General features: G+C 67.9%; 15 protein-coding genes. 8 read left to right on the forward strand and 7 right to left on the reverse strand.

The window, feature by feature from the left end; all coding sequences use genetic code 11:
• Position 1: 1 nt before the first annotated feature.
• Genes FHR21_RS02285 through FHR21_RS02310 form a run of 6 tightly spaced genes read right to left on the reverse strand, consistent with a single transcriptional unit; the run spans position 2 to position 6,552 of the window.
• Entirely contained in the window at positions 2 to 793 is a 792-nt protein-coding gene (locus FHR21_RS02285; RefSeq protein WP_184094883.1) for an SDR family NAD(P)-dependent oxidoreductase, read from the reverse strand.
• A 24-nt stretch (positions 794 to 817) separates the two neighbouring features.
• Positions 818 to 1,975, reverse strand: a complete 1,158-nt coding sequence (locus FHR21_RS02290) for an NADH:flavin oxidoreductase (RefSeq protein ID WP_184094885.1) — start codon at positions 1,973 to 1,975, stop codon at positions 818 to 820.
• Positions 1,976 to 1,995: 20 nt separating this feature from the next.
• Positions 1,996 to 3,435: an MFS transporter gene (locus FHR21_RS02295; RefSeq protein WP_184094887.1), complete on the reverse strand. Its 1,440-nt coding sequence runs from the start codon at positions 3,433 to 3,435 to the stop codon at positions 1,996 to 1,998.
• 22 nt (positions 3,436 to 3,457) lie between these two features.
• A complete protein-coding gene (locus FHR21_RS02300; RefSeq protein ID WP_184094889.1) occupies positions 3,458 to 4,660 on the reverse strand; it encodes an acyl-CoA dehydrogenase family protein in 1,203 nt (400 codons plus the stop codon).
• Positions 4,660 to 5,733 (reverse strand): acyl-CoA dehydrogenase family protein, encoded by a 1,074-nt coding sequence (locus FHR21_RS02305; RefSeq protein ID WP_184094891.1) that lies wholly within the window; start codon positions 5,731 to 5,733, stop codon positions 4,660 to 4,662. The genes FHR21_RS02300 and FHR21_RS02305 overlap by 1 nt, the downstream gene beginning before the upstream one ends.
• An 18-nt stretch (positions 5,734 to 5,751) precedes the next feature.
• On the reverse strand, positions 5,752 to 6,552 hold the full coding sequence (locus FHR21_RS02310) for an enoyl-CoA hydratase-related protein (protein WP_184094893.1): 801 nt from the start codon (positions 6,550 to 6,552) through the stop codon (positions 5,752 to 5,754).
• A 94-nt stretch (positions 6,553 to 6,646) separates the two neighbouring features.
• Here FHR21_RS02310 and FHR21_RS02315 point away from each other — a divergent pair, with 94 nt between their 5' ends.
• A complete protein-coding gene (locus FHR21_RS02315) occupies positions 6,647 to 7,342 on the forward strand; it encodes a DUF4286 family protein (protein ID WP_184094895.1) in 696 nt (231 codons plus the stop codon).
• On the opposite strand, the gene FHR21_RS02320 is transcribed toward FHR21_RS02315, so the two are convergent.
• Positions 7,331 to 8,482: a FadR/GntR family transcriptional regulator gene (locus FHR21_RS02320; protein WP_184094897.1), complete on the reverse strand. Its 1,152-nt coding sequence runs from the start codon at positions 8,480 to 8,482 to the stop codon at positions 7,331 to 7,333. The genes FHR21_RS02315 and FHR21_RS02320 overlap by 12 nt on opposite strands.
• Before the next feature lie 123 nt (positions 8,483 to 8,605).
• Here FHR21_RS02320 and FHR21_RS02325 point away from each other — a divergent pair, with 123 nt between their 5' ends.
• Genes FHR21_RS02325 through FHR21_RS02355 form a run of 7 tightly spaced genes read left to right on the forward strand, consistent with a single transcriptional unit; the run spans position 8,606 to position 14,788 of the window.
• Entirely contained in the window at positions 8,606 to 9,751 is a 1,146-nt protein-coding gene (locus FHR21_RS02325; protein ID WP_184094899.1) for an acyl-CoA dehydrogenase family protein, read from the forward strand.
• A gap of 2 nt (positions 9,752 to 9,753) precedes the next feature.
• A complete protein-coding gene (locus tag FHR21_RS02330) occupies positions 9,754 to 10,710 on the forward strand; it encodes an acyl-CoA dehydrogenase family protein (protein ID WP_184094901.1) in 957 nt (318 codons plus the stop codon).
• Positions 10,710 to 11,501 (forward strand): thioesterase family protein, encoded by a 792-nt coding sequence (locus tag FHR21_RS02335; protein ID WP_184094903.1) that lies wholly within the window; start codon positions 10,710 to 10,712, stop codon positions 11,499 to 11,501. The genes FHR21_RS02330 and FHR21_RS02335 overlap by 1 nt, the downstream gene beginning before the upstream one ends.
• A complete protein-coding gene (locus FHR21_RS02340; protein WP_184094905.1) occupies positions 11,498 to 12,439 on the forward strand; it encodes an SDR family NAD(P)-dependent oxidoreductase in 942 nt (313 codons plus the stop codon). Before FHR21_RS02335 ends, FHR21_RS02340 begins: the two co-directional genes overlap by 4 nt.
• A gap of 11 nt (positions 12,440 to 12,450) precedes the next feature.
• Positions 12,451 to 13,236 (forward strand): SDR family NAD(P)-dependent oxidoreductase, encoded by a 786-nt coding sequence (locus FHR21_RS02345; RefSeq protein WP_184094907.1) that lies wholly within the window; start codon positions 12,451 to 12,453, stop codon positions 13,234 to 13,236.
• Positions 13,233 to 13,973: a glucose 1-dehydrogenase gene (locus FHR21_RS02350; RefSeq protein WP_184094909.1), complete on the forward strand. Its 741-nt coding sequence runs from the start codon at positions 13,233 to 13,235 to the stop codon at positions 13,971 to 13,973. The genes FHR21_RS02345 and FHR21_RS02350 overlap by 4 nt, the downstream gene beginning before the upstream one ends.
• An 11-nt stretch (positions 13,974 to 13,984) precedes the next feature.
• Positions 13,985 to 14,788 carry an SDR family NAD(P)-dependent oxidoreductase gene (locus FHR21_RS02355; protein WP_184094911.1) on the forward strand — a complete coding sequence of 268 codons (804 nt, stop codon included), beginning with the start codon at positions 13,985 to 13,987 and terminating at the stop codon, positions 14,786 to 14,788.
• Positions 14,789 to 14,790: the final 2 nt, after the last annotated feature.

Below are 14,790 nucleotides of genomic sequence, written 5' to 3' on the forward strand. Positions count from 1 at the left end.
GTCAGGGATGCATGAAAAGGCCGCCGTCGGCCTGGAAGGTCATGCCGGTCAGGAAGCTCGCATCGTCGCTCGCCAGAAAGACGGCAAGCCGCCCGCCGTCGGCATAGATGTCGCCATAGCGGCGCATCGGAATCGCCTGCACCGCCTGTTCGGCGCGGTCGGGCTGGTTCGCGACGAAGCTTTTCAGCGCATCCGAAGCGATGGCCGGATTGATGACGTTCGCGGTGATGCCATATCGGCCCCACTCGCGCGCTGCCGTCCGCGTCAGACCCCGGATCGCCTCCTTGGCGGCATTATAGGCCGCGGAGCCTTCGTAGCCTACCTGACCCCAATAGGAACCGAAGTTGATGACGCGCCCGGCGCCCGATGCTTTCAGGTGAGGAAAGGCGGCCTTCATGAAATGATAGGTCGCGGTGGGTCCGGTCGCGAAGGTGCGTTCCCACTCGCCGTCGTCGAAGCGTTCGAGCGGCGTCAGAACCGGCGTCGGTGCGGGCTGCCGGGCGGTGCCGAAGCTTTGCGCATTGTTGACGAGGATGTCGAGCGCGCCGAGCCGCTCGACCGTTTCGGCGACCGTAGCGGCGATCTGGCGCGCATCGCCGACATCGCATACCCGCCCCATCGCTTCGCCGCCCGCCGCAGCGATCTCGCCGAGCGTCGCGTCGATGCTGCCTTGCGAGCGCGATGCGACCATCACCTTCGCGCCCTCGCGGGCCAGCTCGACGGCGATCCCGCGTCCGATGCCGCGCCCGGCGCCGGTGACGACCGCCACGCGGCCGGTCAGGAGTTCGCCCATGATCCTCTCCTCCCTTGGCCCGATTCAGGTCAGGACGAGCCGCGATCCCTCATCGAAGGGAAGAAGTTCGTCGCCCTCGCGGATGCGGCGCGTCCATTCGGGATCGTGCATGATGGCGCGCCCGACCCCGACGAGGTCGAACTCGCCGCGCGCAAGCCGTTCGGCGACCTTGTGGACATTTTCGACCGCCGCGTCCGATCCACCGGTCTTCTTCGAATCATAGACCCCCGAATTGAGCCCGACGCCGCCGACCGTCTGCGCGGCCTTGCCGGTCAGCTTCTTCGCCCATCCGGCCAGGTTGAGCGGCGACCCGTCATATTCGGGGCGGTCGAAATAGCGCTGGCTGCCGTCGAAGATGTCGACCCCGGCATCGGCGATCGGGCCGAGCACCTCCGCGAGCTGCTGTGGCGTCTCCGCGAGGCGTGCCCGCACATCCTGTTGCTTCCATTGCGAAAAGCGGAAATTGACGACCGGCTCGGGTCCGATCTCGCGGCGGACGGCGCGGACCAGTTCGGCGGCGAAGGCGGTGCGCGCCCGGTGGTCGCCGCCCCATCGGTCGGTGCGTCGGTTGGTGCCCTCCCATAGGAAATTGTCGATCATATAGCCGTGGGCGCCGTGGATCGCGATGCCGTCGAAGCCGATCTCCATCGCCCAGCGGGCGCTGCGCGCAAAGCTCGCGATCACATCGGCAACCTCGCTGTCGGACATCGGCCGGCCGGGCTCGCCCGCGACCGTTTCCATATAGTGCGGGGAAACCATCGCCGTCCGGTCGAGCGGTCCCCAGATGCCGGAGGGACGAACCGATTCGACTTCGGGGTGCGGGCCGGTGCCCATCTCGCGCATCACCCCCTGATGCCAGAGTTGCGGGAGAATGACCCCGCCCGCGGCATGGACGGCATCGACCACCGCGCGCCAGCCTTCGAGCGCGGCCTTGCCGTACATGTGCGGGGCATTGTCGCCATCGACCCCGCTGCCGCCGAGCGCGGCGGGGTGGTCGACGCCGACGCCCTCGGTGATGATCAGTCCGGTATCGGCGCGGCGCGCATAATAGGCCGCGACATCGGCCCCGGGGGTGCCGTTGGGGGAAAAGCCGCGTGTCATCGGCGCCATCACGATCCGGTTTGCGAGGCGCAGCGAACGCAAGGCGAAAGGGGAGAAGAGGGGCGCGATCCGTTCGTCCATCGATCGTCCTTTCGACAGGATCAGTGCGGCCGCGCCACGGCGGTCAGCCGTGGCGGCAGTTTGCGCGCGATCAGCATTCCGACGAGGGCCGTGCCGCCCACGAAAAGGAATACGGTGATATAGTCGGCTTCGGCGGGGAAGCGCACGACGCCCGCGCCATGATGTCCGGCCGCCGACAGCAAGGTCGCCACGGTCTGGGCGCCGATCGCCATCGCCGTCGCGCGAATGACGGTCATCATGCCTGTCGCCTCGCTGACCCGATCGGCCGGCGCGGCGCTGACGATCACGATCTGTAGCGTGACATAGACGACCCCCAGGCCGATCGACTGGATGACGAGCAGCGTCATGACCAGCGCGACATCATGATGCCACAGGATCAGTGAACCGAAACCGACGACGATCATCAGGAACCCGATCGCCCCGACCAGCCGCGGCCCATGCCGCTCGACCATCCGCGCGACGAAGGGGTAGCAGGCCGCCGTGATGAAATTGGCGGGCAGCAGCAGAAAGCCCGCCGCCGTCGCTGACAGGCCGAGCCCCGCCCCGGTTTCGGGGGCCTGCTGGCCGAACAGCGCCATGATCTGCCCCCCCTGAAACGCACCGAGGGCGAGCGCGACGTAGCAGGCGTTCGCCCAGCCGATTTCGGGACGCGCGAGCAGCCGCACCTGGAGAAGCGGATTGGGCACGCTGAGTTCGCGCCACACCCAGGCCGCGAGCGAGGCGACCGCGACCGCGACATAGACGAGCGTCATCCGATCCGACCAGCCGGCATGGCCCATATTGTCGATCGCGAGCAGCAGCCCGACCGCGGCGGGGATGAACAGCAATCCGCCGATCAGGTCGTCGCGTACGGCGCCGGGGTCCCAGGCACGGTCGCGCTGGACGAAGACCGCGATGCAGAAGGTTGCGAGCAGCCCCATCGCCGCCGTGACCTTGAAGATCATCGACCAGTCGGCGAGGTCGATGATGACGCCACCGATCACCAGCCCGGTCGCCGAGGCGAGGCTGGCCGCCACGGCGAGCATGCTGACCCCGAACGGCACGCGCCCGGGCGGCGCATGTTCGCGTACGATGCCGAAGCAGAGCGGCACGATCGACCCCGCCGCGCCCTGCATCGCGCGCCCGACGATCAGCCAACCGAGATCGCGCGTCAGCGCGCTGATTACCGAGCCGGCGGTCGATATGACGAGCACCGCGAGCAGGATGCGCCGCCGGCCGAGCAGATCGCCCAGCCGGCCGAACAGCGCCGCGCCCGCGGCCGACGAGAGCATGAAGGAGGTAATCAGCCACCCTGCCGCCGAGGCGCTGCCGAAATCGGCGATCAGGCTGCGCATCGCGGCGTAGATCATCGTCAGTTCGAGCGACCCGACGACCTCTGCGACCATCAGCGGCAGGACCAGCCGCCAGATCGATCCCGATCGGTCCGCATTGGTGACGCCGGCCGCTGCCATATCGGTCATACCCTCCGCTCCTTCGTTCGCATCAGCCGCGCGGCAGTCCCAGGATGCGCTCCGAAACGATGTTGCGCATGATCTCGTTGGAGCCGCCCGCGATCGTCCAGCCATAGCTTTTCAGGAAATCGTTCATGCGCAGGCGGCTGCTGTGCCCGGTCCCGGGGATCGACGGCTGCCATTTCAGCGCGTCGATGCCTTCGGCGCGCAGCAGGAATTCGGTGTAGCGCTGCAGGAAGGGGCCCCAGATCAGCTTGATATAGGTCGGCAGCGTCGGCGAGGCCTTGTCCGGATTGGCCTCGAGCTCGATCAGCAGTTTGCGGATCATCAGCCGCAGCGACTGGAGCTCGGCGTGAAAAGCGGCATATTCGCGGCGCAACTGGACGTCGCGCATCCAGCCATCCTTCGCTTCCTTGCCGTCGAGTTCGAACGAACGAGCGAGCCGTTCGACCGCGCCGAAGATGAGGAGGCCGCGCTCGGTCGACAGGGTCGACTGCGCGATATTCCAGCCATCGCCTTCGGCACCGATCAGGTTTTCGGCCGGAATCTTCACATCGTCGAGAAAGATTTCCGCAAATTCGGCTTCGCCCGTGATCTGCCGGATGGGGCGGACCTCGATGCCCGGCGTCTTCATGTCCATGATGAAATAGGAAATGCCATCGTGCTTGCGCGGCCCATTGGGGTCGGTGCGGGCGAGCAGCAGGCAGTAATCGGCGTGCATCGCGGCGGACGACCAGATCTTCTGCCCGTTGACGACATAATGACCGCTCTCGGCCCGGGCGCTGGTGCGCAGCGAGGCGAGGTCGGACCCCGCGCCGGGCTCGGAGAATCCCTGACACCAGATGTCGGCGCCCTGGGTGATGCCGCCCAGATACCGATCCTTCTGCGCCTGCGTTCCATGCTCGAACAAGGTCGCCGGCGTGTGGAAAAGCGAGATGGTGAACATGTCGAGTTCGGGCGCGTCTGCGCGCGCAAACTCTTCATAGACGATGATCTGATAGGCGAAGGGGATGCCGGGGCCGCCCCATTCGCGCGGCCAGTGCGGCGTCGCGAGGCCGACCTTGCGCCGTTCCTCGAGCCAGTCGACGACGATCGCCTTCAACTCGGATTCGCGCACCGCCTGCCATCGTCGGCGCCAGTCGGCGGGTACGGTGGCGGCGAGCCAGTCGCGAATTTCCTGGCGGAAGGCGGGCTCGTCGCCGACCTTCGAGAGAATGTCGAACGTCCGGCTCATCACGCGGCCTCCAGCATGTCGGCGATGCGGTCGAGCAGGATCGTGCGCGTTCCGAACAGAACCTCGTTGAGCTTGCCGCGCTTGAGGTAGATGTGGGGAAAGAATTCGGCGGTGAAACCGACCCCACCGTGGAGCTGGATGCAGTCGCGCGCGATCTCGGCCACGGTACGCGTCACATGCTGCTTGGCCGACAGCGCATCGAGCAGCGCGTGCGGCGCGTCGTCGGGCAGGCCGGCGGCATGTTCGACCAGCCCGCGCGCCGCGACCAGCGCCGCCTGATGATCGGCGACACGATGCTTGAGCGCCTGAAAGGACCCGATCACGCGGCCGAACTGTTCGCGCACCTTCATATAGTCGATCGTGCCCGCGAGCGCGGCTTCGCCGCCGCCGATCGCGTCGGCCGCGATCGCGATCGCGGCGACGCGCAGCAGATGGTCGTCGAGCGCTGCGGGATCTTCCGCCAGGATCAGGGCATCCTCGTCGACCGTCACGCCGTCGAGGGTGACCGTGCCGAGCGTGCGCGTCGCGTCGGTGAGCGCGGTCGCCGCGATCGACACGCCGGACGCATCGGCCGGAAGGGCGAGCCAGCAGGGGCGGCCCGCCCGCTCGCCGCGCAGGAAAAGCAGAGTGGCGGCCGGCGCCCCGATCATGTCGGGGATGGTCGCGCCCACCGATCCGCCATCGAGTCGGATCGGCATGTCGCCGGGCTGCGCGACCGCTGCCCGCGACGAGCCGTCGGCAAGCCCGGGCAGCAGCTTCGTCCTCTGCGCCTCGCTCCCCGCCGCGCCGAGGAGCGCCGCCGCGAGCGTGGTGCCGAGCATCGGGACGGGCGCCGCCGCGGCGCCCAGCGCCGCATGGAGCGCCGCCGCCGCTTCCATGCCGAGCCCCAGCCCGCCATACGCCTCGGGCACGGTCAGCGCGGTCCAGCCGAGCGCCGCCATCTGTTCCCACAGGGGTTCGGCGAAAAGGGCGGGGGCCTGCGACCAGGCGACCGCCTTTTCGCGCGGCCATTCGGCGCCGAGCATTTCGGCGAAGCTCTCGGCAAGAACGCCGGGATCGAGTTCGTCAGACATGGTTCGGGATTTCCAGGGTCATTCGTCGATGAATTCGGGCGGGCGCTTGTCGATCATCGCCTGCACCGCCTCGCGGTGGTTGGGGGATTCCCATGACCGCGTCTCGAGCCGCAGCATTTCGCCCATGTGGCGCCGCGCTTTGTCGAGCAGGTCGAGGTTTAGCGCCTGCTTCGTCGTCTGCAGGGCAGACGGCGATTTGGAGAGGAAGATGTCGACCCATTTCTTCACCGCCGCATCCAGATCGTCGCGCGTGGTCGATTCGGTGACCAGCCCCTTTGCGGCCGCCTCCTTGCCGCGGAGCGGTTCGCCGCTCAGCAGGTGGCGGCGCGCCTCGACCAGCCCGACGAGGTTCGGCCATAGCAGCGAGCCGCCGTCGCCCGCGGCAAGGCCGACGCTGACATGCGGATCGCCGATCAGCGCGTCTTCGACCGCGACCGTGATGTCGCCCGCGAGCGCAAGGCTGGCGCCCATGCCCATCGCATGACCGTTGATTCGCACGACGATCGGTTTCGGGCATTCGAGCATGCCGACGATGATCGCCCGCGCTTCGAAGATGCCGACGTGCCAGCGTTCGCGGTTGCCCCAATTGTCGATCATCTTGCGCGGGTCGCCGCCGGCGCAGAAGCCGCGTTCGCCCGCGCCGGTGAAGACGATCACCCGGACGCTGGTGTCGGACCCGGCATCGGCCCAGACGCGCGTCAGCTCCTCGTGCGCCTCCGGTGTCATGCCGTTCAATGGCGGGTTGTCGAGCGTGATCGTCAGGACGTGGCCATCCTGTGCGATCGAAAGAGCCTTGTAGCTCGCATAGCGCGGTGGCACCCTCAATCCTCCTAACTGGTATACCTATTCCTTGCATCGAACCGCGGTTCGCGGCAAGCCCCAACTTCGAAGATCGACGACAGGGAGAGGAATGATGACCGACGCGAACGCGATTTTGCTGGTGATGCAGAACCCGCGGGAAGGGCAGGATTCGGCACACCGCGACTGGTATCTGGCGCACCATCTGCCCGACGTTTGCGGGGTTCCCGGCGTGCTGCGCGGCGAATTCGCAGGGACGACGGACAGGCTCGAAGGGCTGCGCTGGACCAACGCCGCCGCCTATTGGCTCGACGGCGATCCGGCGGCGATTCTCGGCGAGATTTTCCAGCGCGCGGGAAGCGGTGACTGGACGATGAGCGATACGCTCGATGGCGAATCGATGATGATGGCGGTCGGTCAGGCGCTCACCGGCCGGGTGCGCTCGACCGTCACCGTCGATGCGGCGGGCAAGGAGCGGTTGCTATACATCGTCCTGACCAATGCGACGCCGGGCGACGACGAGCAATTCAACGACTGGTACACGAACACCCATATTCCCGACGTGCTCGCGGTGCCGGGTTTCGTCGCGGCGCAGCGTTTCCGGCTCGTCGACCATCCGGCGCTTCGCCCCTATCCCTTCCGCTATCTTGCGATCTACGAAGTGCTGGCGGGCGAGGCGGAGGCGGCCTTCGCCGAACTGGGCGTGCGTGCGGGGACCGACCGTATGCCGTTGTCGCCGACCCTCGATACGTCGGGAGTCGCCGCCGCGCCCTATGCGGCGGAGGGCATTTGCGACGGGTCAGCCGGCTGACAGGCGGGCGTCGCGGCGCGCGCGATCGCGTTCGATCCGGGCGATCCAGCGCCGCGAATGGTCGAACATCGCCTGCATCAACGCCTTCGCGGCCGCGCCGTCGCCGGCCGCGACCGCGGCGACCATCTCGCGGTGCTGGCGTTTCAGCGCCGGCAGGAAAGCCTCGTCGGGCTTCGGCAGGCCGGTCAGGCCATAGCGCAGCGCAACGCCGACGAAGAGGGCGAGGGCGCGGTTGCCGCTATGATCGGCGATGATCTGGTGAAATTCGCAGGCGGCGGCAAGATAATGGCCCGCCGACGCTCGATCGAGGCGGTCGAGCGCCTTTTGCAGCGAGGGCAGCGTTGCCGCGTCGGCGCGGCGGGTGAAGTCCTCGACCGCCGCGATCTCCAGGCAACTCTGGGCCTCCCACAGGTGCGACAGGGGAATGCGCGAATAGGCGAGATAGGTCGCGGTCAGTTCGACCGTATAGGCGGGGTCGCACTGGCGGATGATGACGCCGCCGCGCGCGCCCGTCTTCACGCGCACGATCTCGTGCAGTTCTAATGGACGCAGCGCCTCGCGCAGCACGGCGCGGCTGACGCCATAGCACTGCTGCAACGTCCCTTCGTTGCCGAGATTGGTTCCCGGCACGGCGCCCGCCTTCTCGATATCCTGCACCAGGCGAAGCGCAGTGATCTCGCTGAGCTTGGGGGTCGATCCCGCGACCATCCGCTCTTCGGCGAGGTCGCTGATCGTTCGCGAATCGAGCGCTTCGAGGAACAGGCCGATCGCCTGATTCTCCGAATCGTCGGGGGCCAGGCGCGGTGCCTCGCGCAGAATGGCGGCGGTGCGATCCAGCAAGGCGCGATCGATCTGGGTCAGTTCGAAATAGGTCTTGACGGCATAGACGATCGCGTGGCGCGGCGGCGCCTTGACGACCAGCCCTCCATGGACTCCGCGCCGCATCCCCGCGGCGCCATGCCATTCGAGCTGGCGCACCGCCTCGCGAAAGGTTGCGCGCGAAATGCGGAAACGCTCCATGAAATCGGCTTCGGTGCCCAGCACCTCGCCCTCTTTCCAGCCGCACCTGACGATCTCGTCGACGATGCGTTCGGCAACGACTTCGCCCAGTTTTCGCCTGCGCTTGCCTGCGCCCAACATCGCCGTCCTGCCCCCTGGAAGAATCACATCCGCGCTCGCTTCCCCTGAACCTTCGTGTCTTTCGCCCCGTTTGACAAGGCGAGCCCATTGAATAAGTATACCAATTAAACGAGGAGAGGAATCGTGGAATTCGCCTGGAACGAATCGGAGGAGGCCTATCGCGCCGAACTCCACGAGGTGCTGTCGACGCTGCCCGCCGACTGGTGGGAAAGCTATGCGCCGCACGGACCGTCGAGCCCCAGACTGATGGAGCATGCGCGCCGGTTCAATGCGCGGCTTGCCGAACGCGACCTGATCGTCCGGCACTGGCCCCGCGAATATGGCGGCTGCGACGCCAGCGCCTGGCAACAGATCATCATCAGCGAAGAGATGTGGTCGATCGGCGAGCCGCGTTCCTCGCTCTATCTCGGCACCAACTGGGCCGGACCCGCGATCATGAAATTCGGAACCGAGGCACAGAAGCGGCGCTACCTGCGGGCGATCGCTGCGGGCGAATTGCTGTGGTGCCAGGGCTTTTCGGAGCCCGAGGCGGGCACCGACCTCGGCAATATGAAGACGCGCGCCGAACCCGACGACGACGGCTATGTGGTGAACGGATCGAAGATCTGGACCAGCTACGCCGCGCGCGCAGATGTCATGTTCCTGCTCGCGCGCGTCGGCGGCAAGGGCAAAGGCGGGGTCAGTTGCTTCATCGTGCCGATGGATACGCCGGGGCTCGAGGTGCGCCCGATTCCCGGCGTCCATTCGCGCCACGATTTCCACGAGATATTCTTCAGCGATGCGCGCCTGCCCGCCGACGCGCTGCTCGGCGAGGAGGGCAATGGCTGGCAGATCGTCCAGGCGATCATCCATTACGAACGGATCGGCGCGGGGCGCTATGAAAAGGCGGCGCGCGCGCTGGCGCACGTCGTCGACGTGCTGAAGGCGCGCGGCGAGTTCGACGATCCGGTGGTGCGCGCCGACTGCGCGGCGGCGCTCGCGGCGGTCGAGGCGGCGCGGCTCCAGACCTATCTCGTCATCGACGGCCGCGCAAAGGACAAGGCTCCCGGTGCCGAGACCTATCTCGCGCGCTGGGCGATGATCCAGGCCGATCATGCGGTCGCCAACCTCAGCTCGACCTATCTTCCCGACCTGCTCGTCGACGGCGCCGACGGCCATCTGCGCGCGCAGTTCAATTCGGCGATCACCGCCGGCATCGCGGCCGGGGCGGCGGAGGTGCAGCTCAACATGATCTCAGGCCGCCATCTCGGCCTGCCGCGGGGGGCCTGACGATGGATTTCGATTTCTCCTCTGACCAGCAGGCGCTCGGCGAAGCGATCCAGCGCATCGTCGCCGACCATCGCGCACTGCCGCGCACCGGCAACATCGTCGAACCCAGGACCTTTCATCCGGCGACGGGGCTGGAAGCGGCGCTTGCGGACGGCGGCTTCTTCGACATCGCCCGCGAGCCCGGTTTCGGGGCGGTCGAGGCCGCGATCCTTGTCTACGAGGCCGGCCTGTCGCCGCTGGTGCTAGAAACCGGCGCGTCGGCGCTGATTGCGCCGCTGCTCACCGGCGAGGCGCTGCCGCGTCCGGTCGCGGTCGCGCGGCTCGCCGACCTCACGCGCGGCGTACGCTTCCTCGCAGAGGCGCGGACCCTGCTCGTCGATCTCGGCGACGATGTCGCCGTCGTCGACATGGCGGCGACGGCGGTCGCCCCTCTGGACGGCCCCTACGCCTATCCGCTCGGCAAGTTCGCGGCGGTGCCCGATCTGGCGGCGGCGCGGCGCCTCGGCTCCGCCAGGGTCGGCGAACTGCGCCGTCTGTGGCGTCTCGCCCTGGCACTCGACATCGCCGCTGCGATGCAGGCGGCGACCGACTTCACGACCGACTATGTCAAGCAGCGGCAGGTGTTCGGGCGGCCGGTCGGCTCGTTCCAGGCCGTGCAGCATCGCCTCGCCGCCGACGCCGAAAAGTGCCGCGGCACCTATTGGCTGGCGATGAAGGCGGCATGGAGCGGCAGCGCGCTCGATGCCGTGCTTGCCGCGCTGCATGCGCAGCGCGCGATCGCGCAGGTCAATTACGATGTGCATCAGTTCAACGGCGCACTCGGCATGACGCTCGAACATGCGCTGCACCTGTGGACCTTTCGCCTGCGCTGGCTGGTCGGCGAAATGGGGGGATATCGGGCGCAGGCGGCGGATGTGGCCGCACTCGCCTGGCCCGACGCGCCGCGGAAGGCGGGCTGATGGCCGCGCCCGCACCGCAAGTCGCGCTTCGTCACATCTTCGAGCGCGACGGCGATCTCTATGCGCCGACGGCGCTCGCGACGGGGCCGTGGGATCGCCGCCTGCAGAGCGGCGTCGTGCTCAACGCCCTGATCGCGCACGAGATCGAACGCACGCCGAGCCCGGTACCGATGGCGACCGGCCGGCTGCTGCTCGACATCCTGAAGCCGACGCTCATGGCGCCGGTCGCGGCGCGGGTGACGGTCCTTCGCGAAGGCAGGCGCCTCCAGTTGCTCGACGTCGAACTGGTACAGGATGGTGCGGTCACCGCGCGCGCCTCGGCGCTGCGCGTGCGGATCGGCGACTCGCCCGCGACCGCCGCGCCGCGCCACGCGCTGCCGCCGCCGGGGCTTCCCAGCCTCAATGGCGAGCGGTCGCCGATGCGGCATATCGTCGAGACGCGGCTCGAATCGGGCGGGCTCGAAGTCGTCGGCCCGGGCGTCGTCTGGGCGCGCATCGCGGGAGAGGTCGTGCGGGGCATCCCCGTCTCCCCCTTCGTCCAGCTCGCGATGGCCGCCGATTTCGGCAGCGGCACCTCGAGCTACGTCGATTGGCGCGAATGGAGCTTCGCCAATGTCGACATCAGCCTTCATCTGACCCGCATGCCCGAAGGCGAATGGATTCGCATCGCCGCCGAAACCGATGGTGCCGGCAACGGCATCGCGATCGTTCATGCCCGGCTTGCGGACGAACGGGGCGAGATCGGACACGCCCACCAGACCCTCTTCCTCGACAGGAGACGAAAGCCATGACGCGCATCACCTCGCCCTTCGGCTGGGACTCGACCGCGGCCGAGGTCGCCGCCGGCCACGACATCGCCGGCAAGCGCGCGATCGTCACCGGCGCGACGAGCGGCCTCGGCGTCGAAACGGCGCGCGTGCTCGCGAGCCGCGGCGCCGAGGTGCTGCTCGCGGTGCGCGATCCGGCGGCCGCCAAGCCGGTCGCGGCCGCGATTGAGGCCGACGGGGGCCGGGTCCGCATCGCCGCGCTCGATCTTGGCGACCTGCGCTCGGTCGAAGCTTTCGCGGCCGCCGACGGTCAGGCGCCGCTGCATCTGCTCGTCAACAATGCCGGCGTCATGGCCTGTCCGCTGATGCGCACCGCGCAGGGTTTCGAGATGCAACTCGGAGTCAATCATATCGGTCACTTCCACCTGACGACGCTGATGCTGCCCGCCTTGCATGCCGCGGGGCGCGCACGCGTCGTGTCGGTGTCGTCCACCGGCCATCATTGGAGCGGCTTCGACTTCGACGACCCCAATTTCGAGCGCACCGATTATGATCCGCTCACCGCCTATGGTCGGTCCAAGACGGCCAATGCGCTGTTCGCGGTCGAACTCGACCGGCGTTACCGGGACGCGGGCATTCGCGCCTTTTCGCTGATGCCGGGCGGCATCCACACTTCGCTCGGCCGCCACATGACCGACGATATCCGGAAGCGGCTGGGCGTCGATCCGGCACAGGCGAGCCAATATCGCTGGAAAAGCGTCGAGCAGGGCAGCGCGACGACGATCTGGGCCGCTCTCGGGCGCGAACTCGAGGGGGCAGGCGGACTGTATCTCGAGGATTGCAACGAAGCGGTGCCGAGCGAGGAGGGCATGCGCGTCGGCGTCAAGCCCTGGGCGCAAGATCCCCAGGCCGCCGCGCGCCTCTGGACATGGACCGAAGCCGCCATTGCCGCGGTCGGATGAAGGGAGATTTTATGAAGATCGATCTGAAAGGGAAAGTTGCCCTGGTGACCGGGGGCGGGCGCGGTATCGGCCGCGTCATTGCAACGCAGCTTGCGGAAAATGGCGCGCGCGTGACGATCGCCACGCGGACCGAAGCGAGCGGGCGCGAGGTTGCCGAAGAACTGCGCGCGAAGGGCGGCACGGTCGAACTGGTCGCGCTCGACCTGTCGACGCGCGCGGCGTGCGATACGGCGGTGCAGGCTGCGGTCGACGCATTCGGCCGTCTCGACATCGTCGTCCACAACAGCGCGATCTTTCCCTTCACGCCGTTCGAGGCGCTGGGCGACGAGGAGTTCGACCGCGTTCTCAGGACCAATCTCTACAGCTTCATGTGGCTCAGCCGCGCCGCGCTGCCGCATCTCAAGGCGAGCGGCGACGGGCGCATCGTCGGTATTTCGTCGCTGATCGGCAACCACGCGTGGCTCGCCGGGCTCGACGCCTATGCCGCGTCGAAGGCCGGAATGAACGGGATCGCGCGGAGCCTCGCCATCGAATTCGCCAAATATGGCGCGACGGTGAACGTGATCGAGCCCGGTCTCGTCATCGACGACCGCAGCCCGCGCATGGACGACAGGACGCGCGACCTGATCGTGCCGAACATTCCGATGAAGCGGGCCGGTCTGCCGAGCGATATCGCCAATGCGGTACTCTTCTTTTGCTCGCCGACGTCAGGGTTCGTCACGGGACAGGCGCTGATCGTCGACGGCGGCCACAGACTGCCCGACATGTCGAGCTATGCGATGAGCTCGCGCCTGTGAGCGGTTCGCTCGCGGGCAAGGCGGCGCTCGTCACCGGGGGGGCGGGCGGCATCGGCAGCGCGATCGTTCGCCGTTTCGCGGCCGAAGGCGCGCGGGTGCTCGCCGCCGACGTCGACGCCCCAGGACTCGACCGGCTCGCCGCCGATCTGCCGGGGGTACGGACATGCGTCGCCGACATCACGCGGGCCGATGGCGTCGCGGCCCTGTTCGCGGCGATGATCGAGGGTTTCGGCCGCATCGACATATTGGTGAACAACGCGGGGATCGGGGGACCGCGCACGCAGCGGCTGCACGAGTTGGCGCTCGATGATTTCGACGCGGTGATGGCGGCGAACCTGCGCGCGCCGCTCGCGCTGACGCAGGCCGCGCTGCCGCTGATGATCGGGCAGGGCGGGGGTGCGATCGTCAACCTAGCCTCGCCGGCCGGCTTTCACGCCGTTCCGCGCGTCGGTCCCTACAGCATCTCAAAGGCCGGGATGGTCATGCTGACCAAGCAGACGGCCAGGGAATATGCGGCGGAGGGTATCCGCGCCAACGCCGTGGCGCCGGGCGTGACGCGGACGCCGATCCTCGACGACCTGCCCGCGGCGCATCTCGATCAGATCGTCGCGGCGATCCCGCAGGGCCGCATCGCGCGGCCCGACGAGATCGCATCGATGGTCGCCTATCTCGCCAGCGACGATGCGAGTTACGTCAACGGCTCGATCGTCATGGTCGACGGCGCGGCCGGTACCTGAAGGAAACGGACATGTTCTCACTCGAAGGCAAGGCGGTCGTGGTCACCGGTGGCGGGCGCGGTATCGGCCGCGGTATCGCGCGCGCCTGCGCCGCGGCGGGCGCGAATGTGGTGATTACCGGCCGCACGCCGGGTCCGCTCGATGAAACGGCGGCCGAACTCGCAGGGCTCGGCGCCCAGCATCTGATCGTGCCCGGCGACATCATGGCGCCGTCCGGGATCGACGCGATCGTCGCGAAGGCGCAGGCCCGTTTCGGTGCGATCGACGGGTGGGTCAACAATGCCGGCAGCGCCCATCCGGACGATGTCGGGCCGATGCTCGACATCGACGAAGGACAATGGGATCGCGTCGTCGACCTCAATCTCAAATGGACGTTTTTCGCTATGCAGGCCGCGGCGCGGGCGATGGCGGCACGCGGCGGCAGCATCGTCAATCTTTCGTCGCGCAGCGGATCGCAGCCTTGCCCGCCGACCGCTCATTATGGTGCGGCCAAGGCCGGGGTCGACAGCCTGACCGCCACCGCCGCGGTCGAATGGGGCCACCTCGGCATCCGCGTCAACGCGATCGCGCCCGGCGTCGTGCTCACCGAGAATTCAAAGACGATGGCGGACCCCGGACGGCGCAGGCGTCAGGTCGAGACGGTGCCGCTGCAGCGGCTCGGCGTCGTCGACGATGTCGGTCCGTTGGCCGTCTATCTGCTCTCCGACGAATCCGCCTGGGTGTCGGGCACGGTGATCCCGGTCAACGGCGGTAGCCGCATCCCGATCGGCCTGCTCACCTACCTCCACCACAAGAACAAGGATGTCGCGGTCTGAGC

Source organism: Sphingopyxis panaciterrulae, assembly GCF_014199295.1.
GTDB classification, from domain to species: Bacteria; Pseudomonadota; Alphaproteobacteria; order Sphingomonadales; family Sphingomonadaceae; genus Sphingopyxis; species Sphingopyxis panaciterrulae.

Bases quoted from the DNA above. Each gene is read 5' to 3' on its own strand.
- FHR21_RS02355 (WP_184094911.1), top strand. From the start codon at position 13,985: ATGTTCTCACTCGAAGGCAAGGCGGTCGTGGTCACCGGTGGCGGGCGC.
- FHR21_RS02305 (WP_184094891.1), bottom strand. From the start codon at position 5,733: ATGTCTGACGAACTCGATCCCGGCGTTCTTGCCGAGAGCTTCGCCGAA.
- FHR21_RS02330 (WP_184094901.1), top strand. From the start codon at position 9,754: ATGGATTTCGATTTCTCCTCTGACCAGCAGGCGCTCGGCGAAGCGATC.
- FHR21_RS02285 (WP_184094883.1), bottom strand. From the start codon at position 793: ATGGGCGAACTCCTGACCGGCCGCGTGGCGGTCGTCACCGGCGCCGGG.
- FHR21_RS02290 (WP_184094885.1), bottom strand. From the start codon at position 1,975: ATGGACGAACGGATCGCGCCCCTCTTCTCCCCTTTCGCCTTGCGTTCG.
- FHR21_RS02295 (WP_184094887.1), bottom strand. From the start codon at position 3,435: ATGACCGATATGGCAGCGGCCGGCGTCACCAATGCGGACCGATCGGGA.
- FHR21_RS02320 (WP_184094897.1), bottom strand. From the start codon at position 8,482: ATGTTGGGCGCAGGCAAGCGCAGGCGAAAACTGGGCGAAGTCGTTGCC.
- FHR21_RS02300 (WP_184094889.1), bottom strand. From the start codon at position 4,660: ATGAGCCGGACGTTCGACATTCTCTCGAAGGTCGGCGACGAGCCCGCC.
- FHR21_RS02340 (WP_184094905.1), top strand. From the start codon at position 11,498: ATGACGCGCATCACCTCGCCCTTCGGCTGGGACTCGACCGCGGCCGAG.
- FHR21_RS02335 (WP_184094903.1), top strand. From the start codon at position 10,710: ATGGCCGCGCCCGCACCGCAAGTCGCGCTTCGTCACATCTTCGAGCGC.
- FHR21_RS02345 (WP_184094907.1), top strand. From the start codon at position 12,451: ATGAAGATCGATCTGAAAGGGAAAGTTGCCCTGGTGACCGGGGGCGGG.
- FHR21_RS02315 (WP_184094895.1), top strand. From the start codon at position 6,647: ATGACCGACGCGAACGCGATTTTGCTGGTGATGCAGAACCCGCGGGAA.